Raw genomic sequence first — 25,259 nt, 5'->3', positions numbered from 1 at the left:
TCGTCGGGAACATCCCGAGCGACCGGTGGCTGTACCGCTAAGGCGGGCGACTACTCGGTCCGGCCCTGTCCGGGGCCGAGCTCCTGCGACTCCTTCTCGTCGGTGTCGTCCCGCTCCCCCTCCGCCTGGGAAGGGGTTGTCTGGCGTATGTCTTCGTGCCTCTCGCCTTCGCGCTCGCCCTCTGCCTGGGAAGGTGACTGCTCACTCATCGCAGTGGTCCTCACTGGTGGAAGTCTGCCGGGTTTGCCGTCGCGGCCGCGCCGCCGTACACGCGGCGCGCGGCCACACATATGCCGTACATACGCCATTTTCGGCGCTCGGCATCCTTCCTGCGATCCGGCAGACCTGTCCCAGTGGTTGAAGCGGCAATCGGTCCATCGGGGCGTCCTTACCCCGTGGGCTTGCGCAGTTCCTCGTTGAGACGCAGGGCTTCTTCGAGCTGGTCTTCTAGGATGACGATGCGGCAGGCGGCCTCGATCGGCGTACCGCTGTCGACGAGTTCGCGTGCGCGGGCCGCGATGCGCAACTGGTAGCGGGAGTAGCGGCGGTGGCCGCCCTCCGACCGCAGGGGAGTGATGAGCCGGGCCTCGCCGACGGCGCGCAGGAATCCGGGCGTGGCGCCGATCATCTCGGCGGCGCGGCCCATGGTGTACGCCGGGTAGTCGTCGTCGTCGAGTCGGTCGGTGGGGGAATGCGGATGGGTTTCTTGCGTCATTTGCACCTCTTCTAGGACGCGTCGAGGGGCCCCGGTGCCGTACGGCACCGGGGCCCCGAGGGGTTTCAACACCATCTGCCGGCTCTGGGCTGCGCCGGCTTTCTGTTACCGCGTATCCGCCTGGGAGGCCGGACGTGCGGGGATCGTGAATGCGTGACCGGGGACCACCTTCCAATCCGGGGCCTGCGGTACCCGAGCGGAATGGGTCTTCGCCCGGGCGATCCTGATGGCGTCTGCTCCTCTCTCGTTTCTTCTGGTTCGGTACTGCTGGTTCATGTAGTGGTCCGCCGGTTCGACGCCGGCGCGCTTCGCTGGACTTCGTTTCACCGACTTCGTTGACTACGGGAGGAACCCTACCTACGCGGGACTCGCATGTCTATCGTCGCCACGACAGATATTCAGGTGCGCCGCGAGACGCTCAGCCGGCGCCGCCGCCGTCGACGCGAAGCCGCACCTGGTGCTCCAGGCGCTCGAGGCTCTGGTCGAGTGCGGCGTTCACGGCCTCCGCGCCGGGGTCGTGGTCCTCCGCGAAGAAGGAGAGGTGCACCGTCACCTCGGTGGCGCCGCTGCCGATACCGGCCACCTGGAGCCACCCGGTGTAGCTGCCCTCGTCCCTGGTGCCCCACTCCAGCCGCATCTGCTCCTTCTGGGCGCGCAGGAGCGCCGAGGTGTCCTCGTCGGTGCGGTCCTCGTGGACGGTGACGGCGGGCAGTTCCCCGGCGCGCACATGCAGCGCCTCCGGCAGCCACTGGTCCAGCTGGTCCACGTTGGCCGCCTGGTCGAAGACGTGCTCGGGCAGTGCGGGCATTGTGCGTGAACGCTCGTATTCGGTCATCAACCACACCATTCCTTGGCTCGAAACCGTTCGGACGAACGCTTGCCCGGCCTCTGCCGGACATGAAGCCATGCGGCCGTACAACCACCCGTTCGCCGGAAAAGGGGCCGTGCCGCATCCCTTGACGCGCCTCCCGGGCCCTCACATACTGGCGGCCAAATCGATTTGGCCGAGTCGATGTGGCCCCCGTCCCGGGCCGGATCACGGTCGAACCCGGAGCGAGCCGAACGGAGCTCGAACGTGCCCAGTCCCCGCCCCGCGTCCCTTCACCCCTCGTCGACCGACCCCGAGTCGACCAGCCGCGAACCGATCCACCCCGTGGACGAATCCCGCCCGATCGGCAGAATCCTGCTCTTCGGCATCCAGCACGTACTCGTCATGGCCGCGACCCCCATCTCGGCGATCTTCCTGATGAGCGCGACCTTGCGCCTCGACCCCGGTCTGACCGTCGACCTGCTCTCGGCGGCCTTCCTGCTCTCCGGGATCGGCAGCCTGATCCAGTCCCTCGGGCCGTGGAAGTTCGGCCCCAGACTGCCGTTCGTCATGCTGCCCGGCGGCGCGCCGCTCATCCTCTTCCTGGCCATCGCCGAACAGCACGGTCTCCCCACCGCGAGCGGCGCGGTGATCATCACCGCGGCCTTCTACTTCGTCGTACTGCCGGTCTTCTCCCGGCTGCTCGCGTTCTTCCCCGCCCTCGTCATCGGCACGATGATCGTCATCGTCGGCGTCAACCTGGTCAAGGTCGGCGCGCTGCTCGTCACCGGCCGGCCCGGGCAGCCCGGCTTCGCCGACACCACCAACCTCCTGCTCGGCCTGGCGACGATCGGCTTCACCGTCGCCTTCTACTGGCTGTTCACCGGCGTACTGCGGCAACTCGCCGTCATGCTGGGCCTGATCGCCGGTACGGCCCTGGCGTTCGTGCTGGGCGCCGTCGACGCCGGCCGCGCGGCCGCGGGCGGCCTCCTGAGCGTTCCCGAGCTGCTGCCGTTCGGCTCACCCGAGTTCAACCTGCTCGCCGCGCTGCCGCTGATGCTCTACAGCCTCGCCTCCATGGCCGAGGCCACCGGTCAGACCGTCATCAACGCGGAGGCCGTCGGCAAGGACATCGACAAGCGCGAGGACGTCCCCAAGACCATCCGGGGCGACGCGCTCACCTCCCTCTTCGGCGGCTTCTTCGGCCTGCCGCTCATGGTGACCAGCGGCGAGAACATCGGCATCGTCCGCGTCACCGGCGTGCGCAGCCGGTACGTCACGGCCGCCGCCGGCGTGGTGCTCATCGCCATCGGCTTCCTCGCACCGGTCACGCGCGCCATCAGCGTCGTCCCGTCCGCCGTCGTCGGCGGTACCGCGATGGTCGTCTTCGCCGTCATCACGGTCCTCGGCGTGCAGATGCTCGGACGCGCCGACCTCGACCAGCACACGAACACGTTCATCTGCGCCGTCGCCATCGCCCTGGGGCTGCTGCCGATCCTCATTCCCGGCGTGTACGGCGGCTTCGCGCCCGGCGTCCGGATCCTGCTCGAAAGCGGCGTCGCCGTAGGGGCGTTCGTCGCCGCCGTACTCAACATCCTCTTCCACCACGTACGGCCGCGGTTCGCACGCGCGCAAGCCCCCGCCGCCACCGTCCCGGCCCAGGCCGACGCGGGGGCGGGCGAACCCGCCCCCGCCCAGCACTCCTGACCGCACCCGCACCGGAAAGAGCCCGATGACCGACCTGCCCGACCCGACCGACCTCTCCTGCCCGACCGACCCGGCCGACCTGCGTCACCCAGTCCGTCCGCCCGGCCCGGCCCCCGACCGCCTGCGCGTCGACGGCCCTCTGCTCCTCGCTCCCGACCTGGTCCTGACCCCCGACGGTCCGATGGACCACTACGCGGCAGTCGTCAGCGGCTCCACCTTCCTCGCGGTCGGACCGGCCGAACAGCTGGAGCGGACGTACCCGCACCTGACGCCCGTACGGCTGCGCGGACACATCCTGATGCCGGGATTCGTCGACGCCCACCACCACCTCACCCAGACCTTCGGCGCCGCCCTGGCCTTCGGTGAGCCCTCCGAGATCTTCCGCAGGCTGTGGGTGCCCCTGGAGGGCGCTCTCGACGAGGAAGGCGTGTACGTCGCCGCGAAGCTCGCCGCGCTGGAGTCGCTGCGCGGCGGCTTCACCACCGTCGCCGAGGCGGGCACCCGGGCGCCGGTGGACGTGGAGCTGGTGGCCGCGGCCGCCCGTGACGCGGGGATCCGGTGCGTACTGGGCCTCGTCTGCAACGACACCGACAGCGACGCCGACACCACGACGATCCTCGCCCATGCCGAGAAGCACCTCGTCCGGTACTGCACCGAGGAGTTGATCCACCCGTCCCTCGCCGTCTCCGTCCCGGAGGCGGCGACGGCCCGCACCCTGCGCGACACCGCCCGGCTGGCCGAGTCGGCGGGAGCCGTCGTCCAGATCCACGTCAACGAGCATCTCGCCGCCGTGGAACGCTCCCTGGTCGAACACGGGCTGCGCCCGCTGGAGTACCTCCACGAAGTGGGCGCGCTCGGGCCGCAGTTGCTGGCCGCGCACGCCACCCTGCTCACCCCGCACGAACTGACCCTGCTCGCCGGCTCCGGAGCGGCGGTGAGCTACAACCCCGTCGCCAGTGCCTGGAAGGGCAACGCGGTGGCGCCGGCGACCACCATGGCCGAGCGCGGGATCCGGTTCGGGCTGGGCACGGACGGAACCCGGGGAGACGCGTTCCGCCTGACCGAGGCCGCCGAGTTCGCCCAGCGGCTCGCGTACGGACTGGCCACGGGGGACTCCTCCTGCGGCGCCGGCTGGACCTGGCTGGAGCACGCGAGCCGGGGTGGCGCCGACGCCGTCGGGCTCGGCGCCCGTACCGGCCGGATAGCCGAGGGCGCCGCCGCCGACTTCCTGCTCGTGGACGTGAGCGGTCCGGAGATGCGATTGTCCTGGGACCTGCCGTGGGAGCTGGTACGGCGCGGCAACCGCGATCAGATCACCGCCGTCTTCGTCGCCGGCCGGCTGCGCCTGTGGCGCGGCTGGCCGCTCGACTGGGACGGGCCGGCCCTGGTACGGCGGGCCGCCGAACTGAGCCGGGACGTACTGTCGCGGGCCCCCGTGACCCGCGCCCACCCCACGTCCACGGCCGCGCGGCACGCCGCGGCCGAGCGGAGCACGGCCCAGTGAATACGGAGACGATGGTGATCCTCGCGGCGACCGTCGCCGTCGCGGCGTTCGTCCAGGGGAGCAGCGGTCTCGGCTTCGCGCTGATCGTCGCGCCCGTGGCCGGACTGCTCGATCCCACGCTGGTCCCGGTGTTCGTCCTCGCGTCGATGATCCCTCTCAACCTGTACGTCGCGTGGCGCGAACGGCACTCCCTGGACCTGCGCGGAGCGAGCTGGATCACCGCGGCGCGGCTGGCCGCCACACCGGGCGGGCTCATCCTGCTGTGGGCCGTCCCGGACCGCAGCCTCGGCCTGTTCGTCGGAGCGGCCACCGTGCTCGCCGCGGTGGTGAGCCTCGCCGCCCCGGCGTTCACCCCCGGCCGTGGCGCGTACGTCGCCGCCGGGGCGGTCACCGGTCTGACGGAGACCGCCACCGGGGTCGGCGGACCGCCCCTGGCACTCGTCTACCAGCACCGGCCGCCCGCGGAGCTGCGCTCCACGGTCGCGGTGTGCTTCCTCGTCGGCGAAGTGGCCTCGCTCGCCCTGCTGTTCGCGACCGGGCAGGGCAGTCCGGCCCAACTGGGCTGGGTGGCGCTGCTGTTGCCCGCGCTGGCGGGGGGAGCCTGGCTGAGCCGTCTGGTGCACCACCGCTTCGACGCCCGCAGGATGCGCCTGCTCGTACTGGTCTTCGCCCTCGTCTCCGGGGCGGTGCTCATGCTCGCGCCGTGACGCGCAGCGACGAGGCGCGGGGGATCACACGGGGCTCCGGCACCGTCGCGACCCCCGCGCCCGTCGCAGCCGCGCCGGGGCCGCCCCCGGCGTCCGCCGCGCCGCCCAGCCGGCCCAGCAGCAGTTCCACGGCGTCGGCGGCCGCCCGGTCGAGGTGCAGGTCTACGGCGGTCAGCGGAGGTTCGCAGGTCCTGGCCCGCAGACCGTCGTACCGGGTGACGACCATGACGTCGTCGGGGATGCTCCGGCCGCTGTCCCGGACCGCCCGTACGGCGCCCACCGCGAAGGCGTCCACGAGCGCGCACACCGCGTCGGTCTCCGGGTGGTCGGCCAGCAGTGCGGCGCAGCTCTCGTACCCCGCCTGCTCACCGCCCTCCTCTGGAGCCGTCGCGACGACGGGGTCCCAGCCGTGGGCGGCGGCCGCGCGTTCGAACGCGGCGCGGGCATCGACCGCCGAATGGCGGGCACCGGCTCCGATGATCAGCGCCGGACGGCGCGCCCCCTGCTCCCGGAGGTGTTCCAGCAGCAGTTCCACGACGCGGCCGCCGCGCAGGTCGACGTACGGGGCGTCGTCGCCGGGCGACACCGGCCGACCGAGCGCCACGTACGGCAGGTGACGCTCCCTCAGCTGCGCCACGGCGGCGTCGTTCTCGTCGGGTTCGACGACGACGGCGCCGTCGATGTCCAGGGAGTACAGCGCCGAACCCGACTGCACGGGCGGTACGAGCACGAGCGCGTAGCCGTGCACGAGGGCCCGCTCGGCGGCGGCCGCGGCGACCTCCATGTAGAAGCCGAGCCGGGACGGTCCGCCGGCCACCGCGAACGGCATCGACGAGGCGAGCGCGATCGCCTTCGCCTGCCCCCGCCGCAGCCGCTGGGCGCGCAGATTGGGCCGGTATCCGAGCTCGGCTGCGACTTTCTTGATGCGCTCGCGGGTCCGGGGGTCGACCTTGCCGATCCCGTTCAGGGCATGCGAGACAGTCGTCCGCGACACCGAGGCGGCCTGGGCGACATCGGCGATCGTCGGCGGCCGTGCGCCGGAACCGGGACCGGAAGTGGGCATCTGCGCGGACGCTCCTCGCTCGGACGGGTGAGTTGGTGAGTGACAGGTGACAGGTGACAGCCACATCTTCGCCGACCGGGCCCCCGTCGCACACGCCTACGCCGCATTTACCGGTTGCTCCATTGGACGCAAACGGGGCGTCCGGCGGCGTGGGCTTCCCGCCGGACGCGGCCCCGCCGGTCACGATGCCGAGCGGTGGACAGGTGATCCGCTCCTGATTCCGGCGGTGAAGAGGAGACCTTGTGACGGCTGCACCGGGTGTCGCCATTCCGCGCGAACCGGTACCCGGCGGTGGCGGTCCGGAGCGGGGGAGCGGCGAGGACCGAGGACTCCTCCGGTCGTCGACGACCCTCTGCACGACGACCCTCTGCACGACGGTGCTCTGCGTGCTGCTCCTGGGACTGCTCACAGCGGGCGCGTACCTGGGGCGCTACGTCAGGCCCAGCGCGGACGAGTGGTGCTTCCTGCCCAAGGTCCGCGAGCTGGGCGTCTGGGGGATGGTCGAGAAGTTCTACGTCACGGACAACGGCCGGATCGGCAACGGCCTGCTCGTCGGGATGTACGCGCAGTTCCCGGTCGCCGGCCATCAGTGGTTCGCCCTGATCAGCGGGGCACTGATGCTGGCCGTGCTGTGGGCGCTGACCGCCCAGGTGCTGCGCAGGGCCGGCCTTGCGGTGCCGCGCGGTGTCCCGCTGCTGGTCGCCTCCATGATCACGGCGGTCTTCCTCTTCGCCACGCCCAATACGTACAAGACGTTCTACTGGCCCGCCGCCTCCGTATCGCACACTCTGGCGCCCGTTCTGGCCTGCGCGGCGGCCCTGCCGCTGCTGCTGGCGCGCGGACGCCGGGGCAGGATCGCCGCCCTGGCCGTCGTGCTCCTGTCCGGCGTGTTCATGGGCACGCTGTCCGAGGAGGCGTCGGTGGTCTGCCTCGTGGTGCTCGCGGGCGTCGTACTGCTCGGCCGCTGGGTCTTCACCGACAGGGCCCTCGTCGCCGCCCGCTGGTGGGCCCTCACCGGCATGGCCGGGATCGCCATCGGAACGCTCGTACTGATGACATCGCCCGGAGGACGCAGGAGGCGCGAGCGGTTCGGCCTCGAAACCACCTCCATGATCGCCCCGGAGTCGCTGAAGTCGTCGCTGCGCGCGTACGTACACATCCTGGAGACCGTCTTCACGACCTGGCAGTACGCGGGAGCCGTCGCGGCCGGGGTGCTGCTGGGGCTGCTGGCGAGCGGCCGGGAAGGCAGGTCACGCGGCCCGGAAGGAAGGCCACGTGGCCCGGAAGGAAGGTCACCGGTCCTCCTGCCGGTCCGGCCCCTGCTGTGGACGGCCTTCGGCGCGCTGGCCTTCCTGGTCTCGGGCTACCTCTGCACCGTCATCACGTATCCCGTCTTCGGCGCCCGTGTGGTGACCGCCCAGCGGACCTGGAACGACTACCTCCTGCTGTACGTCGTGCTCCTGGCCGGCGCCGGAGCGTTCCTGGGACGCGCGCTGCGCCGGCGCGCGTGGAGGACGGGCGTGGCGACGGCGGCCGCCGCCACGGTGTGCGCCGTGACGGTCGCGGGGCTGGCCGTTCCGCTCCATGATCTGGGGCACGACATGCGCGTGCGCGCCCAGATGTGGGAACGACAGGACCAGTACCTGCGTGGGCAGGCGGCGAAGGGCGCCAGGACGGCGCCCTACACGCCGCTCTCGGTGGCCGGGACTCTGGAGCCGTTCAGCGGCAAGGGACGCAACAGCTGGCCGGCGGGCTGTGTCGCCGACTACTACCACCTGGACCGGGTCACTTATTCGACTCGGCTTCCGTGACCCGCGACTCGGCCCCCGGCGGCCGCTCCGCCTCCCCGGAGGCCCGGGTGGCGGCCGCTCCCGAGGTGATGGCCCACCGCGCGACCAGGAACGACAGCGGTGTGACGAGGACACCGGCGGCGAGCGCGGAGACGTTCTCGGGCAGGCCGAACCGGCTCACGGCGACGTACAGGAGGATGCCGCTGCCCACGACGTTGGCCACGGCCGACAGGGGATAGCGGACGAACGCGCGCCAGGTCGGCTTCGTACGAAGGGTGACGTACGAGTTGAGCAGGAACGACCCGACGATGCTCACCGCCCAGCCCGCACCGTGGGCGAACAGATACGGCAGCCAGATGTTCAGCGAGGCGTACACGGCGTAGTAGACGGCCGTGTTGACGACACCGATCGCGGCGAAGGCGGCGAACTGGCGCAGGCCCCGGGCGTTCATACCTCCGGCCGCGCCTGTCCGGCGGCCAGGGAGAGGTTGGAGCTCAGCACCGCGGCGGACTCGTCCGTCTCACGGACCACGTAGTGCGGGCGGCGTTTCGACTCGTCATAGATCCGCCCCACGTACTCGCCGATGACACCGAGGGTGGCGAGCTGGATGCCGCTGAGAGCGACGACGGCGGTGATCAGGGTCGCGTAGCCGGGGGTCTCCACGCCGTCCAGTACGACGTTGGCGATGATCCACAGCGCGTAGACGAGCGCGGACAGGAAGAGCCACAGCCCCGTGTGGATGGCCAGGCGCAGCGGGCGGCTGTTGAAGGAGATCAGCCCGTCGATGCCGTAGTTCAGCAGATGCCTGCCGCTCCACTTGGACTTCCCGGCCGCCCGCCGGACGTTCTCGTACGTGAAGCCGACCGTCTCGAAGCCGATCCAGGAGAAGAGGCCCTTGGAGAAGCGATTGCTCTCGGGAAGCGACAGGAGCGAATCGACGGCCCGGCGGGACAGGAGCCTGAAATCGCCGGCCCCGTTCACGATCTCGACGTTCATGCAGCGGCGTACGAGACGGTAGTAGGCGCGGCAGACCGCGCTTTTCAGCGCCCCTTCGTGCGCGCGGTCGCGCTGCGCGACGACCTGGTCGTACCCGTGCTGGTGTAGCGCCAGCATGCGCGGTATGAATTCGGGCGGGTGCTGGAGGTCGGCGTCCATGAGGACGACCGCGGCGCCCCGGGACATGCGCATGCCCGCGAGCATGGCGGATTCCTTGCCGAAGTTGCGGCTGAAGGAGGCGTAGCGCACCCGCCCGTCGGTCCCGGCGAGGCCCTTGATGATCACGAGCGTGTCGTCGCCGCTGCCGTCGTCGACATAGCAGATCTCGAAGGTCGTGCCGATCGGCTCCAGAGCGTCGACGAGGGCCTCGTGAAACGCCCTGAGCACCTCGCTTTCGTTGTAGCACGGCACGACGATCGAAATCTGAACCATGGTCATTTCACTCCATGTGCTTCTTCCCGGTACACGCGCTGCCGCCTCCAGTGGATCGCGGGGACGGCCGGAAGGCCGTCCCAGGCACTCCACACGGGTGACGGCGGCGCCGGGGGAGGACGCATGCGGCACAGGGTGAAACGGCCCGCACCCGCACGGCTGCCGCGTGCTCAGGCGCCGAGTTCCGCGACGGTGGTGTTCAGTACGCCGGCCAGCGTCGTGATGTCCTGGTCGGACGGGGACCCGGTGCCGATACGCCGCTCCAGGTCCTTCGCCGACGCCACCTCCAGGGCGCCGCGGAAGTCGCCGGTGTCCAGATCACTCGCCGGGATCACCCGGGCCCGGCCGCTGACGACCACCAGCACCGGCTCGTCGTCGCGCGGGCGCAGAAGGTCCCTGACGTGCTCCTCGGTGATCACATGAGCCGCCTTTCGGGTCACCTGTGGCGTCACCGGTCGCGTCACCTGTGGCGCTTGCGGCGGGCGGGGGTGTCGGCGGCCTCGCCCTCGCGGGTCATTGCGCACACCTCGTTCCTGGGTGTCGGCAGTCCTTGACGGACTGCGGGCGTCGCGGGTTAGGAGTACCCGTGCGGCGCGGCTGATAACTGCCCGCGCCCCGGCGGGTCCATCGGCGGACGACCTGCTTCCGTCAGGCCGGGATGAGGCCCGGCCGACCGGCCTCGGTGACAAACGAGGCGGCTGTGGTGAGCGTCCCGCCGGGCCTGGTGACCTCGGAGACGGTCCTGAAGTCCGCCCGCGCGCGGTCCGTGCCCAGCGTGATGACCGTGTATCCGCGGCGGCCGTTGTAGAACTTGAGGTGCGGGTTCGCCTGGACGAGGCTGTCGAAGTTGGCCGGCTTGTCGGCGCCGTCCTTGCCACTGGAGACCGAGGTGGTGGAGATCTCGGTGGCGACGGTCCGCGAGTCCGGGTCGTCGAAGTCCTTCTTCAGGTCGAAGCCGTATCCCACATGGGCGTCACCGTCCAGCACCATCAGGTTCTGGACGCCGGCCGCTTCGGCGCCGTCGAGGAACCGCTTCCGCGCGGCGGGGTAGCCGTCCCAGGCGTCCATGGAGAGCTTGAAATCGGCGGTCGGTACGTCGCGCCTGCGCGCGAAGGTGACCTGCTGCGGTACGACGTTCCAGGTCGCGCCGGAGCCCTTCCACCCGTCGAGCAGCCAGCGCTCCTGCGTCTCGCCGGTCATGGTGCGGGAGGCGGCCTCGGACTCCGGGCCGGACTTGTGCCAGCCACCCCCGTAAGCCCGCTCCGAGCGGTACTGACGGGTGTCGAGGATGTCGAACTGCGCCAGTCGGCCGAACGTCAGCCGCCGGTAGAGCCGCATGTCGGGGCCACGGGGCCGCTGCGGGGCGCGCAGGGGCTGGTTCTCCCAGTACGCCCGGTAGGCACCGGCGCGCCGCAGCAGGAACTCCTCGGGCGGGTCGTTGTTCTCGGACCTCCCGCCCGCGTAGTTGTTCTCCGTCTCGTGGTCGTCCCAGGTGACGACGAACGGGTGCGCGGCGTGCGCGGCGGCGAGGTCCGGGTCGGACTTGTACAGGGCGTACCGCAGCCGGTAGTCGGCGAGTGTCATCGCCTCGCGGTCGAAGTGGGCCGGCAGCAGGCGGTCGGTGTAGCCACGGGCGCCGCCGGCGCTGTCGACGGCGTACTCGTACAGGTAGTCGCCGAGGTGGACGACCAGGTCCAGGTCCTCGCCGGCGAGGTGCCTGTACGGGGTGTAGTAGCCGTGGTGGTACGCCTGGCAGGCCACGGCGGCCAGCTTCAGCTGCGACTTGGCCGTGTCGGCGGCGGGCGCGGTGCGGGTGCGGCCGGTGGGGCTGGCCCAGGCCCCGGTGCGGAACCGGTAGTAGTACGGACGGTCCGGATCGAGCCCCGGGACCTCGACATGAAGGGTGTGGTCGAACTCGGGATGGGCCGTGACGGTGCCGCCCCTCACGGGGCGCAGGAACATCTCGTCGTGGGCGAGTTCCCAGGTGACCACGACCCGCTTCTCGGGGAGGCCGCTGTCGGGTTCGAGGGGGCGCGGAGCGAGCCGCGTCCACAGCACGACGCTGTCGGGAAGCGGGTCTCCGGAGGCGAGGCCCAGGGTGAACGGGTTCTCCGTGATCTTCCTGGCGTCCAGCTCGGGAACGCTCGCCGCGCCGGCGGCCGGCAGCTCGGTGGCGAAGGCGAGTGCGGCGGCGGCCGCGGTGAGGGTGAGGAAATGACGGCGTCCCAGACGCCGTACGGCGGCGCGCAGTTCTGGCTGATGGCTGTTCATATGCCGCGTGATATGCCCGTTTCGCGGCGTTCTTGATCGCTGCATCCGAGTGGTGCGGGCCCCGGTGCCCCGACGGCGGCGCCGGTGAGGGCGGCCGGGACGCGGCCGCCCTCACCGGCGCCGAGGTGGTCGTCAGGCGCCGTTTGCCGCGTCGGGTTCCTTCTGGCGGCGCAGCAGGGCCGAACCGGCGAGGACCGCGCCCACGGCGGCGCAGGACACCGCTGCGGCGTCCGCCCATGCGAAGGATTCACCCAGGCTGCTGTCCAGCAGGTCCACCGTGCCGACGCTCGCCAGTGCGTGCAGGGCGACGATGCCGATGGCCGTCGCGGCGCTCGCCGCCCAGACGCGCAGGGTGTCGCGTACGGCCAGCCAGACGCCGAACACCAGGCAGAGCACGGTGACGGCGATCGCCAACGCGTCCGCGTAGCCGCCGGAGCGCAGGTGCGCGAAGTCCGTCGGCAGGTGGATGACGCCACAGGCGAAGAGCAGAACGGCGGCCGGCCATCGCAGTACGGAACGGAGGGCCGGTGACGGATTGTCACCGCCGGAGCCCGCGCCGAGCGCGTCGCCGACGGACGGCATGACGCCCCGGGGGCCGACGGTGGGCCGCGCCGGGCGGCTGCTCGGCGGTGCGCCGGCGGCGGCCTGCCTGCCGTCGGCGCCGCGGCCGCCATCGGCGAGCGGTGTCGCCGTGACTTCGGGCTTCGCCCGTTTCCTGTCGGCGGCAGTGGCCTCCCCGGCCGGGGAACGGTGGTGGTCGCTGTCCTCGTGGCCCAGGATGCTCACCAACTGCGCCACGTCCTCGATCGGCCTGCCGACGGCGGCCGCGCGCAGCGTCGTGTCCGCCTCGTCGATCTCGTGCGGGTGTTCGGCGAGCATGGCGACCAGCTGCCGCACCTCGTCCAGCGGGCGGGCCACGGCGGCCGCGCGCAGCGCCTCGTCGCCGGGGCTGGGGACTTCCCCGGTCCGCTTGAGCAGACTGACCAGCGCGGCGACTTCCTCCAGTGGCCGGCAGGTGGCCGCCGTCCAGAGCAGAGTCCTTATGGGCTCCTCGCTGGAGTCCGGAGCGGAGCCCTGGGGCCCGCCGGTCTCGTCTGCGACCGTCCCGTTCGCGGCCGGTGCGCCCGGGGTCGTCACACCCGTGGCCGGCGCACTCGCCGGTGCCGGACGTGCGGCGGCCTCGTTCGCGGGGGCCGCACGCGCCTGGGTCTCGTTCGCGGATGCCACACGCGCGGTGGTCTCGTTCGCGGGCGTCACGCTCGGGGACGCCTTCGCCTCGTCCATGGCCGCCGCGTAGGCAGCGGCGGTGCGGGCGGCGGCCGCTTCGTCGGGCGGCTGCGAGCGGTCGTCGTTGCTGGGCGTGGGGGACATGGTCGGATCGGTTGTCATGGCGCGGCTCCGTTCGCCGTACTTCCGGTGGCACACACCGTTCGGTTGTCGTGCGCCACCTAGACGCACGCTTTGGTCCATCAAAGGGGCATATGCGGCTATTGCGCCATCCGGGCATGGCAGAAGAGGGGTTCCGGCCGGAATCCGGCATGACGGCTCGACACGAGCGGCCCGCCGCACCGGTCAGGTCGCGGACGCGTCCTGATCCTCCGTCCTGACTCTGGGCAGGAGCAGTACGCCCCAGGTGACCATCACCGCGCCGATGCCTTCCGGGATCAGCCACCACCCCGTACGCACCTCGTCTCCGTACACGAGCATCCCGAGCGCCACGCTGACCAGTGCCTCTCCCAGCGTGAGAGCGGGCTGGGAGGCCACCAGGGGGCCGGACTCCATGGCGTTGGCGAGCAGGAAGAGGGAGCACGCGCCCGCCGCCACGAAGCCATAGGTCTGCCAGCAGGCCAGGAACGCGCCGAACCCGTGCTGTTCGAACGTGGTCGTGGAGAACTTCATCAACGTGGCCGTCAGCGCGTAACCGATCGCGGAAGCCGAACTGAACAGCGCCGCGCGCGCCATACCGCGCGGCCGGGCAGGGCGGCCAGTACGCACAAGGTCATGACACCCCCGTCGTCAGCAGGGTCACTGCCCACACGCCCGGCGTGACGGGGAGTGGCGTTCGTACGGGGACGCCGCGGCCAGGGCGAGACCGAGGCCGGCGGCGATCATCCCCGCCGCCGCCCAGCCGGCCGCGGGGAGCGGACGCCGGGAGACCATGCAGGCGATCAGGAGGGTGAACGGCAGTTCGCTCACGAGGATGGGCTGGACCAGCGACATCGACCCCAGGGTCAGGGCCAGCGCCTGGCACGCCGCGGCCACGACGATGACGGCGATCCCGCCGAGCCACGCCGCGCTGTGCACCAGGTGAGGGATGAGCCGGAAGCTGAACGCGTCACCCGGCGGTACGCGCCGCGCGGCGATCCGCTGGAGCACCGTGCCGGTTGCGTTGCCCACCGCCGTGAGCACGGCGAACAGCACGGAGAGTACGGATGCCACGCGGCGGTTCCTCCGGTTCGCCGGAAAATCAGGGAGTGCGGCCGGCCGGCCGGCTCTCCGGGTGTTGCCCCGGTTCGGCGACCGCCGGTGAACCGGCCGCCGCGTACGGTGCGCCCGGCCCGGTCCCGTCCGGTGCCGCCACCTCACGGGCGAGGAGCGCGAACCACAGCCCCACCAGCAGGACATGTGCCCGCTGCGGCACACCGTGCCAGCCGGGATGGCCGATCAGCGGGCCGACGGTGGTGACGGCGGACACCATCGCCCCGGCCAGCAGTCGCGGGCCCCAGCGGCGGATCACCGGCGCGCGGGAGGGGGTCGGCGCCGCCGCCACGCAGAAGGCCACCATGGAGGCGAAGAGGAAGAAGTGCACCAGCCCGCTCGTGACGGTGTGCCAGGGATGTACGGCCTGGCAGTCCGGTTCCAGTGAGGGTGCGCAACCCATGGGCAGCAGTACGTCGGCCAGTGACGACGTACCGAATCCGAACAGTGCCCACCAGCCGGTCCGGGCCGCGGCGTCCGGAAGCAGATCGCGGGCCAGGAGAGCGCCCGCCATGACGAGTGCGGCGCAGGCGGCCTCCATGCCGCCGAACAGTGCCCGGAAGGGCTGATCGGCGGCGAAGAGCTCGCTCACGTAGGAATGCCGGTAGTCCAGGCCGGTCGGCAGCGACAGCTCCAGGAGCCAGCCGTTGTAAAGCAGTGCCGCGCCGGTCAGCACGGCCGCCGTGAGTCTCCGCCGTCCGCGGGCCGGCCGGTGGAGCCGTAAGGGCGGTGCTGGCTGCCGGAGCGCGTCCGGGGTGTCGCGGGTCAGGTCCATCGAGACGCTCCGGCGGTCGTGGCGACGCGCGCCGGCGGGGCGCCCGGGTCGCTGAACGCAGCCGCGGCGCCTGCACGCGGAAGAGGCATGGTCATCGCCGCTGGTTTAGCTGGCCGGGCGTGGCCAGTCCAGGACCTGACGACCGGTTTCACCCGGGTGGAGGAGCGATTGCTGCGCGCCGGCAGGACCGCGTGCGGTGCGCGTTCACTCTCCGCTTCCGGTCTGCGCGTTGGCTCTCAGCCCCCGGTTCGCGCGTTCGTTCTCTCCGCCCCCGGTCTGCGCGTTCGCTGCCCGCGTTCGCGTGGGGGCGCCCGTCCGCCGCTTCCTCGCCCGTCCCCTACCTCGCCCCCTTCGCCGTCGGACGGCCGAAGCCCTGCCAGGCGTTGTGGCGGATGAGGGACTCGACCAGCCCCGGACGGGTGTTCGGGAAGTCCATCGGGACCACACCCAGGCCGGTCCAGCCGCCTGCCTCGGCGCCGTCGAGGAAGCTGTGCACCCTGGGGTTGAGCCGGTCGGAGTTCCAGCGGGGCGGCAGCAGCGCCGACGTGCTGACGTAGTTGAGGAACAGTTTGCCGGGCTGCTGCGCGGCCTTGCGGAAGTGGGCTTCGATCTGGGGGTACTTGGCGCCCGGCTCGGCCATGTAGTCGTCCTGGATGTCGAAGAGCGCCGCGTCCCCGTACCGGACCCCGGGCAGTCCGCCGTTGTCGGCGAGCAGTACGACCCTGCCCCGGGCCTGCCCCAGCGCCGGCAGGGCCGCGTCGATCCGGAAGAGCGGCCGCCAGCCCTTGCCGTCCAGGTAGAGGTCGAAGATCCGGCGGAACTCCGCGTCGGCCGCCGACGAGTACTCCTGCTTGACGCGCATCAGGACTGTCTCGGAGGGGCGGGCGAGCAGGAAGTCCTGGCAGGCGACGAGCACATCGCCGAACATCAGGTTCTGGTAGTACGCGCCGTGATGGATGGCGAAGGAGTCTCCGGTGACCCGGCACCGTACGTCCAGGAAGCGGATGCCGCTGCGGAGTTGCTCGGCCACGGAGGTGTTCTGGCACGCCACCCAGGGGCCGCCGACGCGCGCACCCGAGTCGTGGGTGCCCGGGACGGTCAGCCGCCCCAAGGGTGTGCTGTCGTCGAGGCCCGCCATCCAGTCCTGTACGGACAGGGCCCGAGGCGCCGCGGTGGCCTTCGGCAGTCCGAGCAGGGCGGTCGCGGAGAGCGCCGCCGCTCCGGTGAGAAAGCTGCGCCGGTCCACGCTCATCCGTGGGTCCCCCTCGGTCGGCCAGTGATCGCCGACCGCCCGATCGGCCCCCGAATTATGACGTGAGCAGGTCAAGACTGCCAGGGTTGGAACGGGCCACCTTCACAGCCGCGGAGAATCCGGGACACTCGTACGCACGTCTCTCAACACCCCGACGCCGAGGTACACATGACAGTGAAGAACACCCGCTCCCGCGCCGCCCAGCCTCTCGCCGTCGCCGCGACGGCGCTCGTGGCGACGGTCGCGCTCTACATGGCGCTCGTCGCCTTCGGGAACATCACCGACTTCGGTACGAACCAGCAGTTCGTACGGCACGTTCTGGCGATGGACACGACCTTCAAGGACGAGGACCTCATGTGGAGGTCCATCGATTCGGCCACGGTGCAGGACATCGCGTACATCGCCATCATCGGGTGGGAAACCGTGGCAGCGCTCGTCCTGACCGTGGCGGCCTGCCAGTGGGTGACGGCGCTGCGCGGCGGCGGGTTCGGCCGGGCGAAGCGCCTGGCGACCCACGGCCTCGTGATGGTGCTGCTGCTCTTCGGCGCGGGGTTCATAGCCATCGGGGGCGAGTGGTTCGCCATGTGGCAGTCCGCCGACTGGAACGGCCTGGAGGCCGCCACCAGGAACTTCCTCGTCGCCGGCCTGGTGCTGGTGGTCGTGCATCTGGCGGCCGTGGAGGGCCGGCGGGACCCGGGGGAGGAGCGCCACGGTGAGGGGGAGAAGCGGGCGGTGACGGAGGGAAGCACGCGGTAGGAGTGGGAAGCAGGCGGTGCGGGCGGGACATGAAGCGGTGAGGGCGGGACACGGATGTCCCGCCCTCACCGAAGCGCCGACCGGGGTCAGGGCTGCGGCGGCCGGTCCTGGCCCGGGCTCTGGTCCCGGCCGAGCTGGTCCCTCAGCTTGTCCTGGCCCGTGTCGACCTGGCCGCTGTACTTGCGCTGGGTCCGGTCGTCGATGGCGTCGCCCGCCTTGTCGACGCCCTTTTCGGCCTGCGACTCGTGGCCCTTCATCATCTGCTTGAGCTTGTCCATCATGGACATGGGCTAGCCTCCTAGCTGATCGCCCCCACCCCTACAGGGTCCCCGCACCTCACGCCGTCCGCATCTGCGAGCCCTGACCACTCCGGCGAAGGGCCCGTGATGAGGAAGATCATCCTGTGGATGTCGGTGTCCCTCGACGGATTCATCGAAGGGCCCGAACGCCAGATCGACTGGCATTTGGTCGACGAGGAACTGCACAGCCATGCCAACGAAGAGCTCGCCGCGAAGGGCGCCTTCCTGAGCGGGCGGGTCACCCACGAGCTCATGGCCGGTTTCTGGCCGACGGCCGACGCCGACCCCGCGAGCCCCCGGCCGGTGGCCGAGTTCGCCCGCATCTGGCGGGACATGCCGAAATTCGTGTTCTCCAGGACGCTGGAGCGTGCCGACTGGAACACCACCGTCGTGCGGGACGTCGTCGTCGACGAGATCATGGCGCTGAAGGCGCGGCCCGGCGCGGACATGGTGCTCAGTGGCGCCGACCTCGCCGCGTCCTTCAGGCGCCACGGCCTGATCGACGAGTACCGGCTGTACATCCATCCCGTCCTCATCGGCCGCGGCAAGCCGTTGTTCACCGCCTCGGACGCTAAGACCGACCTCCGACTCGTCGAGAACCGGGCCTTCGGCAACGGCGTACTCCTCGCCCATTACGCGAAGAGGTAGTGGTCCGGTCAGCCGGCGTCCAACCAGCCCCTCCCGCGCAGTTCCGCGACGAAACCCTCGTACGACGCGTCCAGCGCCGCCCGCTCCCCGTCGGCCGGCTCGACCACGCGCCCCGCCGCCGTCATCGCCGCCGCGCTCGCGGACAGGTCCGCATGGAGCGTGCCGGCTGCGGCGAGCAGGGCCGCTCCGAACGCCGTCTCCGCCCGTTCGGCGACGCGCAGCGGCCTGCCCAGGACGGTGGCACGGATCCGGTTCCACAGGTCGCTCCGGCTGCCGCCGCCCGCCGCGTGCAGGGGGCCCCGCACCTCGACACCCAGCGCCTGGACGCGCTCGAGGGCCAGGCGTTCCAGGAAGGCGACGCCCTCCAGGGCGGCCCGGTGCTCGTCCGCCTCGTCGCGCGGCGTACCGGCCAGGAAACCGCGCGCGTCACCGGAGACGAACGGGAACCGCTCGCCCGCCCGGCGCAGCGGGTAGTTCAGGCACGACGCCGGACCACGGGCAGCCGCTGCGGCGTCCAGTTCCGGCAGCCGGACCGGGTCCACGGCGGCGAGGGCCTCACCACCGGTGTTCGAGGCACCGCCGGGCAACCACCAGCCGTCGGGGTGGCGGTGGCTGTAGAGGGCCCCGGACGGGTCGGTGACCAGCTCCCGGGTGACTCCCTTGAGTACGTACGTCGTCCCCAGTACGCCGACGAACTGTCCCGGCTCCACCGCGCCCGTGGCGATCTGGCCCGCGCACCCGTCGGTCATCCCGAGGCGGAGCCGGCAGCCGGCCGGCAGCCCGGTCTCGGCGGCAGCCCCGGCCGAGACGGTGCCGGCCTCGGTGCCGGGTGCCCGTACGGCGGGCAGGGTACCGGCCGGGACGCCGAAGGCGTCGAAGACCTCGGTGGCCCACTCGCCCGCGCGCGGGTCGTAACCGGACTTCAGCGCGTGGCTCCAGTCGGTGGCGACGGGGCGGCCGGTGAGCTTGCGCCCGAGCAGGTCGGGTGTGTGCAGCACGACCTGGCCGGGGCGGGCCCGGTTGGCGTACCAGACCAGCTTCCCGAGCGCCGCCGTCGGGCCGACAGACAGACCCAGCGCCCGCCAGCGCCGTGCGCCCGCCTCCTGCGCCTTGGCGTTGAGGTCGGCGGCCCGCCGGTCGTCGTACATCAGCGCCGGACCCACCGGCTCTCCGTCCGGACCCGCCAGGACCAGGGTGCCGGAAGTGGCGGACACCGCGGCCGCCACCACCTCCTGGCCGCCACCGGGCAGTGCGCCGGTCGCCTGCCGCAGTGCGGCGGCTACGGCGGGCCACCAGGCGCGGGCGTCCTGTTCACTGTGGCCGCCGGCGCCGCGTACCGGCTGCGGGAGCGGGGCGCGTCCCTCGGCGAGGACCCGCCCGCGGGCGTCGGCGCACACCACTCTCACCGCAGCGGTCGCCACATCGATGCCGGCCACGACGGGGGCGGGGGAGCGGGATGCGTCGGCGGTGCTGCTCATGTGCGGCACGGGTCCTTTCGGGTACGCGCGTACGGCGGTGTGTACGGGTCAGGTGGTGGCGCGGGCGGTGACCGGCACGGCGGCCTCGTGGAGGGACTTGCCCTGCTCGATGGCCTCCTCGGACGCCGGCGGCAGCTTCAGGAAGAGCGTGAGCACCGCGGCGACGACGTACAGTCCGGCGAAGATGAGCACGACGCCGTCCCGGCCCAGCGGACCGAGGAAGAGCGACACGATCGCGGGCCCCACGAAAGCCGCACCGCCCGCGCCGAGGTTCAGCAGCGCCATGGCGCCGCCCTTGTTCTCCGGTGCCAGCGACGGCATCAGCGCGGAGATCGGCACGAATCCAGCGAGCGTGGCGCCGTAGACCATGCCGACACCGACCGCGACCCAGTAGTTGTCGGTCATCAGTTTTGGTACGAAGTACAGGGCGAGGACACTCACGGCGCAGCCCACCGCACCGAACCAGCCGATGGTGGTGCGCCAGCCGATCCGGTCGCTGACCAGCCCGAAGAGCAGGTTGAAGAAGATGTTGGTGGCGAACATGACGGACAGCAGCCGCAGCCAGTCGCCGTCGCTGAAGCCCATCTCGTCGGTGAAGAAGGCGGGGAGGATCACCCAGAGGCCGAACTGCGGGGCGGTGTTGATGACGCGCACCACGCAGCCGACGGCGACCTTGGGGTTGGTCCAGGCGATGGACAGGCTCCGGGTCAGCGACTGCACCGGCTTGACCCCGGGCGGGGCGAGCCGTGCGTACCCGGTTCGTTCCCGTACGCCGAGAAGGCAGAAGGCGCCGCCGATCGCGATCAGGGCGAGGGCGACCCAGAGCGTGCCGAACTTCCCGAAGAGCGGGTTGGTGACGGACGCGGTGAGCGAGCCGAGGGTGGGCAGGCCGCCGGTGAACGCGAAGTAGAACCAGCCGACCGCCGCGCCGAGCCGGGCGACCGGGGCGGTGGCCGTGACCCACACCAGGAAGGAGAACGCGAAGAGGGGGTAACCGAAACCGCGCAGCCCGTAGAAGACGAGCATCAGGGTGTAGTTGTCCTGGGCGGCGCCGAGGGTCAGGAAGAGGATGTCGAAGACGATCCAGACGGCGAGGCCGAGCTGCATCACCCGCCGGGGGCCCCACAGCTCGGACAGGGCGCCCGAAAGCCAGGAGGCGAGCATGACCGTGACGCCGTACGCCGTGATCACATAGCTCGCACGGACCTCGCTGCCGGCGCCGTTGCCCTCGATGAACGGTGCGATGAAGCCGGACTCGACACCGTCGCCGATCATGAAGATCAGGACGCCGATGAAGCCGAAGAGGAGGGGACGGGGGATCCCGACGCGATCCCAGACCGTTTCCCCCGCGCGCGCGGCGGGTGCGGCGGTGGTGCTCATTGCTCGTGCCTCCACAGTGAGGTGCCATGGGCCCGCGGACGTGACAGCCGCGACCGGGAATGCATCATGACCTCTGTGAAATTAACACGCAAGACTTTAAGAGCCCTGTTGTCAGCCGGTGGACGCGACTCGGACATCCGTGCGCTCCCGGAGCGAGGTCAGCAGCTCGCCGCCCACCCCGTCGTCCACCACCAGGTGGTCGAAGTCCTCCACGGGCGCCAGCCGGTGCAGCGCCGTCCTCGCCAGCTTCGTGCGGTCCATCAGCAGCACCTTGCGCGTGCCCGAGGCCAGCATCGCCCGCTTGACCAGCACCACGTCCTGCTCCTGGTGGTACGTCATCCGGGCGTCCATCGCCGAGGTGGAGACCAGCACCATGTCCAGCGAGAGGGCCTCGACGGCCTCCAGGCAGGGCACGCCGAGGAAGGAGTCGTGGGTGTGCGAGTACTCCCCTCCGAGGGAGATGAGGCGTATGTCCTCATGGCCGGCGAACAGGTCGATGACCCGCCGGGCGTTGGTCACCACCGTCAGCGGTGCCTGGTCCACCAGCAGCCTTGCCAGGGCGAGCGCCGTCGTGGAGTCGTCCAGCAGCACCGACGTGCCGGGTTCGACCAGGTCGGCGGCGGTCTTCGCGATGGCTTCCTTCTCGGCCGTGTTGACGCCGAGCCGGTAGTCGAGATTCGACTCGAAGACCGTCGAGGGCAGGGCGGAGACCCCGCCCCGGAACCGCCGCAGCACTCCGCGCCGGGCCAGTTCGTCCAGATCCCGGTGGACTGTCATCAGGCTCACACGGGTCAGCTCCGCGAGCTCGGCCCCGCTCGCCGTCCCGTGCTTGAGGACGTGCTCGGTGATGATCTGCCTGCGGGCTTCGGCGCCGGTCGTCGTCATGTGCCCAAGTTTCGCGTACGGCCGTGGAGAGGTGCCCAGGTGGGGACGTTGAGCGAGCGCAGCCCCGTACCGGCGTCCGTCACCTCGATCTCGGTCACGGCCGCGTTGTCCAGCCGGGGGAACACCAACCGGTAGCGGCCGACCGGGATGGACAGCATCGCGCACAGGGCCATGCGCAGCAGCGTGTTGTGCGCCACCACCAGGACCGTGCCGTCCGGATGCCTGCGCGCGAGGCCGCGCAGCGCCGTCGAGGCGCGGGCCGCGGCCTCGGACGGCGGCTCCGATCCGGCGAAGGCGCCCAGTTCGGCGTCCTTCAGGAAGCGCCGTACGGCCTCGGGGTCCTCGGCGGCCATCTCCGCGATGGTGCGGCCCTCGCCCCAGCCGAAGTCCACCTCGCGCAGCCCCTCGACGATCTCCGGCTCGACGCCCAGCAGCTCGGCGGCGGGCTCCGCCGTCAGCCGGGCGCGGCTGACCGGCGAACAGGCGACGGCGTCGACACCCCGCTGCCTGGCCCAGGTCCCCAGGTCCCGCGCCTGCCGCAGCCCCTTCTCGGTCAGCGCGACGTCGGAGATGCCGGCGTACCGGTTCTCGGCGTGCCATTGCGTCTCTCCGTGCCGTACGAGCAGCAGGCGTGATGCCATCGCGGTTTTCTCCCTGGGGGTGGTGACGCCGCCCGGACGGGCCGCGCCGGAGCGTTGATTCTTCAAAACAATAATGTTAAATCTATCAGCGCCAGTGTTAGTGGCGCTGCGGCAACGCCTGACGCGCATCGCCACCGCGACCCCCGGAAGGGCCCCGCCCCATGCGCATCCTCGCCGCCGGCGATCATTTCGTACGCCCCGACCTGCTCCGCGCCGCTCTGCGCGAGGAGCTGGGCACCGATCAGGAGATCACCGAACTCACCCTGCCCTGGCCCCATGAGCCCTTCGGCCCGGTCGGGGACGTCCACGAGGCGAGCGGTACGGAGGAAGAGCTCGTCGAGGCGCTGGACGGCGCCGAGATCTGCGTGACCCAGATGGCGCCCTTCACCGAGAAGGTCTTCACCGCCTGCCCCCGCCTGCGCATGGTCGCCGTCTCGCGCGGCGGCCCCGTCAACGTGGACCTCGCCGCCGCCACCCGCCACGGCGTCGCCGTGTCCTTCGCGCCCGGCCGCAACGCCTCCGCCGCCGCCGAGTTCGCCGTCGGCCTGATGCTCGCCGCGATGCGCCGCATCACCACCGCCGACGCGGAGCTCAAGCGCGGCAGGTGGCGCGGCGACTTCTACGCGTACGACGAGGGCGGCATCGAACTCGACGGAGCCACCGTCGGTCTCGTCGGCTACGGAGCCATCGGCCGCATCGTCGCCCGCGTCCTGCGCGCCTTCGGCTCCCACGTCCTGGTCGCCGACCCCTACACCGACCCGACGGCCGCCCGCGCGGACGGCGTGGAACCGGTCGGGCTCGACGAACTCCTGCGCCGCAGCAGCGTGGTGAGCCTGCACGCCCGCCTCACCCCCGAGACGCACCACCTCATCGACGCCGCCAAACTGGAACTGCTTCCCGAAGGCGCGGTACTGGTCAACTCCGCCCGCGGCGGCCTGCTCGACTACGCCCCGCTGCCCGGCCTGCTGAAGAGCGGCCGCCTCGGCGCCCTCGCCCTCGACGTGTACGACATCGAACCCCCGCCCGCCGACTGGCCGTTGCACGACGCCCCGAACGTCGTGACCGCCCCCCACCTGGCCGGTGCGACACGCCAGACGGCCCACCGCGCCGCCGCCATCACCGCAGCCGAAGCGGGCCGCTTCGTACGGGGAGAAAAGCTCGCCCACCCCGCCAACCCCGAGGTCCAGGAGGCCGCGCGCTCATGAGCGTGATCATCGGCGTCGACATCGGCACCTCCGTCACCAAAGCCGTCGCCTTCGACGGCGAAGGCATACCGCTGGCTTCGGCCACCCGGCGCAGCAGCGTGGTGCGGCTGTCCGGCGGTCGCGTCGAACAGGACCTCGACGACGTCGTCCGTACGGTCGCCGAGGTCGTACGCGAAACCGCCGCCGCGCTCCCCGAACCACCCCTCGCACTCGCCCTCACCGGCCAGGGCGACGGCCTGTGGCTGCGCGACGCGGACGGCCGCGCGGTCCGGCCCGCCATCTCCTGGATGGACGGCCGCGCCTCGGACCTCGTCGCGCGCTGGCTGGAGGACGGCACCGTCCAGGAGGTGTACGAACACACCGGATCCGGCATGTTCCCCGGCTGCCACGCCCCGCTCCTCGCCCACCTTCAGGAGCACGAACCGCACACCCTGCGGCGCGCCGCCACCGCGGGCTACTGCGTCGACGCCGTCGCCCAGCGCCTCACCGGGCGGGTCGGAGTGGACGCCTCCGACGCCACCCTGCCGTTCCTGGACCCGGTCGGCCGAACGTACTCGTCCGAGGCGCTCGCCGCCTGCGGCATCAAGGACCAGGCCCATCTGCTGCCACCGCCCGCCGCACCCGGAACCGTACTGGGCCTCGACGCCTACGGCGCCGAACTGCTCGGGCTGCCCCGGGGGCTTCCGCTCACGGCCGGTCCGTACGACCTGCCGGCCTGCGCGACGGGCAGCGGAGTGCGGGAGGTGGGCGACGGCCTGCTGATCGTCGGCACGACGCTCGCCTGCCAGGTCCTCACCGACCGCGCCAGGACCGACGACTCCACCGAACCGGCCGGAATGTGGCTGTGCACGCCGGACCCCGGCCGCTGGCTGCGCGCCATGCCCGCCATGGTCGGCACCGCCGCGCTCGAATGGGTCCTCGCCCTCACCGGCACGACCACGGCCGACCTCGACGGCCTGCTCGCACAGAGCCCGCCGGGCGCGAACGGCGTCACCGCGCTGCCCTTCCTCTCCGACGCGGGGGAGCGCGCCCCGTTCGTGGACCCGGCCGCCCGTGGCCGCCTCGACGGGCTCACGCTCGCGCACACCCGGGCCGACGCGGTGCGCGCGATGTGCGAGGCCATCGGTTACGCCGCCCGGCACTGCCTGGAGGCGGCCGGTCTCACCGGCACCCTCGCCGCGTGCGGCGGCGGCACCCGCTCCGGACCGTGGGCGCAGCTCTTCGCCGACATCCTGGGGCGCCCGGTCCGCATCCCGGTGGAGAACGAGGTGGGCGCGCTCGGCGCGGTGCGGGTCGCGCGGCGTTTCCTCGGCGAAGCCCCGGAATCGAAGCCTCAGATGTTCCGGGTCGTGGAGCCGCGACAGGAGTCACGCGCGATGTACGAGGACGGTTACGCCGCCTACCGCGCCGCCCTCGACGGGGCCCGTGCGCGATGGGGGACGGTGGCGCCGCACTGCTAACAGGCCCCC

The 25,259-nt window shown here is 71.6% G+C and carries 26 protein-coding genes; 8 read left to right on the top strand and 18 right to left on the bottom strand.

Going from position 1 to position 25,259, the window contains the following annotated elements; translation table 11 throughout:
• Positions 1-50: 50 nt before the first annotated feature.
• The 3 genes from AS594_RS44470 to AS594_RS03890 all read right to left on the bottom strand — a co-directional run bounded on the left by AS594_RS44470 (position 51) and on the right by AS594_RS03890 (position 1,550).
• On the bottom strand, positions 51-209 hold the full coding sequence (locus AS594_RS44470; protein ID WP_167367937.1) for a hypothetical protein: 159 nt from the start codon (positions 207-209) through the stop codon (positions 51-53).
• A gap of 179 nt (positions 210-388) precedes the next feature.
• Complete coding sequence (locus tag AS594_RS03895; RefSeq protein ID WP_069925666.1) at positions 389-715, bottom strand: MerR family transcriptional regulator; 327 nt, start codon at positions 713-715, stop codon at positions 389-391.
• Between the two features lie 418 nt (positions 716-1,133).
• Positions 1,134-1,550, bottom strand: coding sequence for an SRPBCC family protein (locus AS594_RS03890; RefSeq protein ID WP_069925665.1), 417 nt, complete (start codon positions 1,548-1,550; stop codon positions 1,134-1,136).
• Between the two features lie 240 nt (positions 1,551-1,790).
• Here AS594_RS03890 and AS594_RS03885 point away from each other — a divergent pair, with 240 nt between their 5' ends.
• From AS594_RS03885 to AS594_RS03875, 3 genes are read left to right on the top strand one after another with little or no spacing between them, the layout of a single operon-like run.
• The gene (locus tag AS594_RS03885) at positions 1,791-3,230 is read left to right on the top strand and encodes a uracil-xanthine permease family protein (RefSeq protein WP_240508928.1); all 1,440 of its coding nucleotides are present in this window, start codon (positions 1,791-1,793) and stop codon (positions 3,228-3,230) included.
• 25 nt (positions 3,231-3,255) lie between these two features.
• A complete protein-coding gene (locus AS594_RS03880) occupies positions 3,256-4,734 on the top strand; it encodes an amidohydrolase family protein (protein WP_079148298.1) in 1,479 nt (492 codons plus the stop codon).
• An 11-nt stretch (positions 4,735-4,745) separates the two neighbouring features.
• Positions 4,746-5,441, top strand: a complete 696-nt coding sequence (locus AS594_RS03875; RefSeq protein ID WP_420877881.1) for a sulfite exporter TauE/SafE family protein — start codon at positions 4,746-4,748, stop codon at positions 5,439-5,441.
• Here the strand turns inward: AS594_RS03875 and AS594_RS03870 are convergent.
• Positions 5,425-6,504, bottom strand: a complete 1,080-nt coding sequence (locus tag AS594_RS03870; protein ID WP_069925663.1) for a LacI family DNA-binding transcriptional regulator — start codon at positions 6,502-6,504, stop codon at positions 5,425-5,427. The two genes, AS594_RS03875 and AS594_RS03870, sit on opposite strands and share 17 nt — an antisense overlap.
• 242 nt (positions 6,505-6,746) lie before the next feature.
• Here AS594_RS03870 and AS594_RS03865 point away from each other — a divergent pair, with 242 nt between their 5' ends.
• Complete coding sequence (locus AS594_RS03865) at positions 6,747-8,315, top strand: DUF6056 family protein (RefSeq protein WP_069925662.1); 1,569 nt, start codon at positions 6,747-6,749, stop codon at positions 8,313-8,315.
• Here AS594_RS03865 and AS594_RS03860 read toward each other — a convergent pair.
• The 9 genes from AS594_RS03860 to AS594_RS03825 all read right to left on the bottom strand — a co-directional run bounded on the left by AS594_RS03860 (position 8,290) and on the right by AS594_RS03825 (position 16,498).
• Positions 8,290-8,745, bottom strand: a complete 456-nt coding sequence (locus AS594_RS03860) for a GtrA family protein (RefSeq protein WP_069925661.1) — start codon at positions 8,743-8,745, stop codon at positions 8,290-8,292. The two genes, AS594_RS03865 and AS594_RS03860, sit on opposite strands and share 26 nt — an antisense overlap.
• A complete protein-coding gene (locus AS594_RS03855) occupies positions 8,742-9,722 on the bottom strand; it encodes a glycosyltransferase family 2 protein (RefSeq protein ID WP_069930257.1) in 981 nt (326 codons plus the stop codon). The genes AS594_RS03860 and AS594_RS03855 overlap by 4 nt, the downstream gene beginning before the upstream one ends.
• 170 nt (positions 9,723-9,892) lie before the next feature.
• Complete coding sequence (locus AS594_RS03850; protein WP_069925660.1) at positions 9,893-10,141, bottom strand: hypothetical protein; 249 nt, start codon at positions 10,139-10,141, stop codon at positions 9,893-9,895.
• A gap of 229 nt (positions 10,142-10,370) precedes the next feature.
• The gene (locus AS594_RS03845) at positions 10,371-11,993 is read right to left on the bottom strand and encodes an alkaline phosphatase D family protein (protein ID WP_069925659.1); all 1,623 of its coding nucleotides are present in this window, start codon (positions 11,991-11,993) and stop codon (positions 10,371-10,373) included.
• Positions 11,994-12,125: 132 nt separating this feature from the next.
• Complete coding sequence (locus tag AS594_RS03840; protein WP_240508927.1) at positions 12,126-13,382, bottom strand: hypothetical protein; 1,257 nt, start codon at positions 13,380-13,382, stop codon at positions 12,126-12,128.
• A 183-nt stretch (positions 13,383-13,565) separates the two neighbouring features.
• Positions 13,566-13,988, bottom strand: coding sequence for a hypothetical protein (locus AS594_RS45955; protein ID WP_240508926.1), 423 nt, complete (start codon positions 13,986-13,988; stop codon positions 13,566-13,568).
• A gap of 30 nt (positions 13,989-14,018) precedes the next feature.
• A complete protein-coding gene (locus AS594_RS45950) occupies positions 14,019-14,432 on the bottom strand; it encodes a DMT family transporter (protein ID WP_240508925.1) in 414 nt (137 codons plus the stop codon).
• A 28-nt stretch (positions 14,433-14,460) separates the two neighbouring features.
• A complete protein-coding gene (locus tag AS594_RS03830) occupies positions 14,461-15,246 on the bottom strand; it encodes a DUF998 domain-containing protein (RefSeq protein ID WP_069925657.1) in 786 nt (261 codons plus the stop codon).
• Between the two features lie 337 nt (positions 15,247-15,583).
• Entirely contained in the window at positions 15,584-16,498 is a 915-nt protein-coding gene (locus AS594_RS03825; protein ID WP_069925656.1) for a phosphatidylinositol-specific phospholipase C, read from the bottom strand.
• A gap of 168 nt (positions 16,499-16,666) precedes the next feature.
• Here AS594_RS03825 and AS594_RS03820 point away from each other — a divergent pair, with 168 nt between their 5' ends.
• A complete protein-coding gene (locus AS594_RS03820; protein ID WP_069925655.1) occupies positions 16,667-17,254 on the top strand; it encodes a DUF2165 domain-containing protein in 588 nt (195 codons plus the stop codon).
• 86 nt (positions 17,255-17,340) lie between these two features.
• Here the strand turns inward: AS594_RS03820 and AS594_RS03815 are convergent, their stop codons facing one another.
• Positions 17,341-17,541 (bottom strand): antitoxin, encoded by a 201-nt coding sequence (locus AS594_RS03815; RefSeq protein ID WP_069925654.1) that lies wholly within the window; start codon positions 17,539-17,541, stop codon positions 17,341-17,343.
• A 99-nt stretch (positions 17,542-17,640) separates the two neighbouring features.
• Here AS594_RS03815 and AS594_RS03810 point away from each other — a divergent pair, with 99 nt between their 5' ends.
• The gene (locus AS594_RS03810) at positions 17,641-18,201 is read left to right on the top strand and encodes a dihydrofolate reductase family protein (RefSeq protein ID WP_069925653.1); all 561 of its coding nucleotides are present in this window, start codon (positions 17,641-17,643) and stop codon (positions 18,199-18,201) included.
• 8 nt (positions 18,202-18,209) lie between these two features.
• Here the strand turns inward: AS594_RS03810 and AS594_RS03805 are convergent, their stop codons facing one another.
• The 4 genes from AS594_RS03805 to AS594_RS03790 form a co-directional block, all read right to left on the bottom strand.
• The gene (locus tag AS594_RS03805; protein WP_069925652.1) at positions 18,210-19,679 is read right to left on the bottom strand and encodes an FGGY-family carbohydrate kinase; all 1,470 of its coding nucleotides are present in this window, start codon (positions 19,677-19,679) and stop codon (positions 18,210-18,212) included.
• Between the two features lie 48 nt (positions 19,680-19,727).
• The gene (locus AS594_RS03800) at positions 19,728-21,059 is read right to left on the bottom strand and encodes an MFS transporter (protein WP_069925651.1); all 1,332 of its coding nucleotides are present in this window, start codon (positions 21,057-21,059) and stop codon (positions 19,728-19,730) included.
• A gap of 111 nt (positions 21,060-21,170) precedes the next feature.
• A complete protein-coding gene (locus AS594_RS03795) occupies positions 21,171-21,944 on the bottom strand; it encodes a DeoR/GlpR family DNA-binding transcription regulator (protein ID WP_069925650.1) in 774 nt (257 codons plus the stop codon).
• A complete protein-coding gene (locus tag AS594_RS03790) occupies positions 21,941-22,585 on the bottom strand; it encodes a histidine phosphatase family protein (RefSeq protein ID WP_069925649.1) in 645 nt (214 codons plus the stop codon). The genes AS594_RS03795 and AS594_RS03790 overlap by 4 nt, the downstream gene beginning before the upstream one ends.
• Before the next feature lie 161 nt (positions 22,586-22,746).
• On the opposite strand from AS594_RS03790, the gene AS594_RS03785 reads away from it, so the two are divergent.
• Positions 22,747-23,790, top strand: coding sequence for a 2-hydroxyacid dehydrogenase (locus AS594_RS03785; RefSeq protein WP_069925648.1), 1,044 nt, complete (start codon positions 22,747-22,749; stop codon positions 23,788-23,790).
• Complete coding sequence (locus AS594_RS03780; RefSeq protein ID WP_069925647.1) at positions 23,787-25,250, top strand: FGGY-family carbohydrate kinase; 1,464 nt, start codon at positions 23,787-23,789, stop codon at positions 25,248-25,250. The genes AS594_RS03785 and AS594_RS03780 overlap by 4 nt, the downstream gene beginning before the upstream one ends.
• Positions 25,251-25,259 lie beyond the last annotated feature (9 nt).

Origin of the sequence: Streptomyces agglomeratus (assembly GCF_001746415.1) — a bacterium.
Lineage (GTDB): Bacteria > Actinomycetota > Actinomycetes > Streptomycetales > Streptomycetaceae > Streptomyces > Streptomyces agglomeratus.
This window is presented reverse-complemented; position numbering and strand designations above follow the sequence as displayed.

Coding starts and splice junctions, on each gene's coding strand:
- AS594_RS03820 (WP_069925655.1), top strand. CDS start 16,667: ATGACAGTGAAGAACACCCGCTCCCGCGCCGCCCAGCCTCTCGCCGTC.
- AS594_RS03890 (WP_069925665.1), bottom strand. CDS start 1,550: ATGACCGAATACGAGCGTTCACGCACAATGCCCGCACTGCCCGAGCAC.
- AS594_RS03780 (WP_069925647.1), top strand. CDS start 23,787: ATGAGCGTGATCATCGGCGTCGACATCGGCACCTCCGTCACCAAAGCC.
- AS594_RS03825 (WP_069925656.1), bottom strand. CDS start 16,498: ATGAGCGTGGACCGGCGCAGCTTTCTCACCGGAGCGGCGGCGCTCTCC.
- AS594_RS03830 (WP_069925657.1), bottom strand. CDS start 15,246: ATGGACCTGACCCGCGACACCCCGGACGCGCTCCGGCAGCCAGCACCG.
- AS594_RS03800 (WP_069925651.1), bottom strand. CDS start 21,059: ATGAGCACCACCGCCGCACCCGCCGCGCGCGCGGGGGAAACGGTCTGG.
- AS594_RS03855 (WP_069930257.1), bottom strand. CDS start 9,722: ATGGTTCAGATTTCGATCGTCGTGCCGTGCTACAACGAAAGCGAGGTG.
- AS594_RS03785 (WP_069925648.1), top strand. CDS start 22,747: ATGCGCATCCTCGCCGCCGGCGATCATTTCGTACGCCCCGACCTGCTC.
- AS594_RS03875 (WP_420877881.1), top strand. CDS start 4,746: ATGGTGATCCTCGCGGCGACCGTCGCCGTCGCGGCGTTCGTCCAGGGG.
- AS594_RS03860 (WP_069925661.1), bottom strand. CDS start 8,745: ATGAACGCCCGGGGCCTGCGCCAGTTCGCCGCCTTCGCCGCGATCGGT.
- AS594_RS03895 (WP_069925666.1), bottom strand. CDS start 715: ATGACGCAAGAAACCCATCCGCATTCCCCCACCGACCGACTCGACGAC.
- AS594_RS03810 (WP_069925653.1), top strand. CDS start 17,641: ATGAGGAAGATCATCCTGTGGATGTCGGTGTCCCTCGACGGATTCATC.
- AS594_RS44470 (WP_167367937.1), bottom strand. CDS start 209: ATGAGTGAGCAGTCACCTTCCCAGGCAGAGGGCGAGCGCGAAGGCGAG.
- AS594_RS03795 (WP_069925650.1), bottom strand. CDS start 21,944: ATGACGACGACCGGCGCCGAAGCCCGCAGGCAGATCATCACCGAGCAC.
- AS594_RS03880 (WP_079148298.1), top strand. CDS start 3,256: ATGACCGACCTGCCCGACCCGACCGACCTCTCCTGCCCGACCGACCCG.
- AS594_RS03840 (WP_240508927.1), bottom strand. CDS start 13,382: ATGACAACCGATCCGACCATGTCCCCCACGCCCAGCAACGACGACCGC.
- AS594_RS03805 (WP_069925652.1), bottom strand. CDS start 19,679: ATGAGCAGCACCGCCGACGCATCCCGCTCCCCCGCCCCCGTCGTGGCC.
- AS594_RS03815 (WP_069925654.1), bottom strand. CDS start 17,541: ATGTCCATGATGGACAAGCTCAAGCAGATGATGAAGGGCCACGAGTCG.
- AS594_RS03870 (WP_069925663.1), bottom strand. CDS start 6,504: ATGCCCACTTCCGGTCCCGGTTCCGGCGCACGGCCGCCGACGATCGCC.
- AS594_RS03790 (WP_069925649.1), bottom strand. CDS start 22,585: ATGGCATCACGCCTGCTGCTCGTACGGCACGGAGAGACGCAATGGCAC.
- AS594_RS03845 (WP_069925659.1), bottom strand. CDS start 11,993: ATGAACAGCCATCAGCCAGAACTGCGCGCCGCCGTACGGCGTCTGGGA.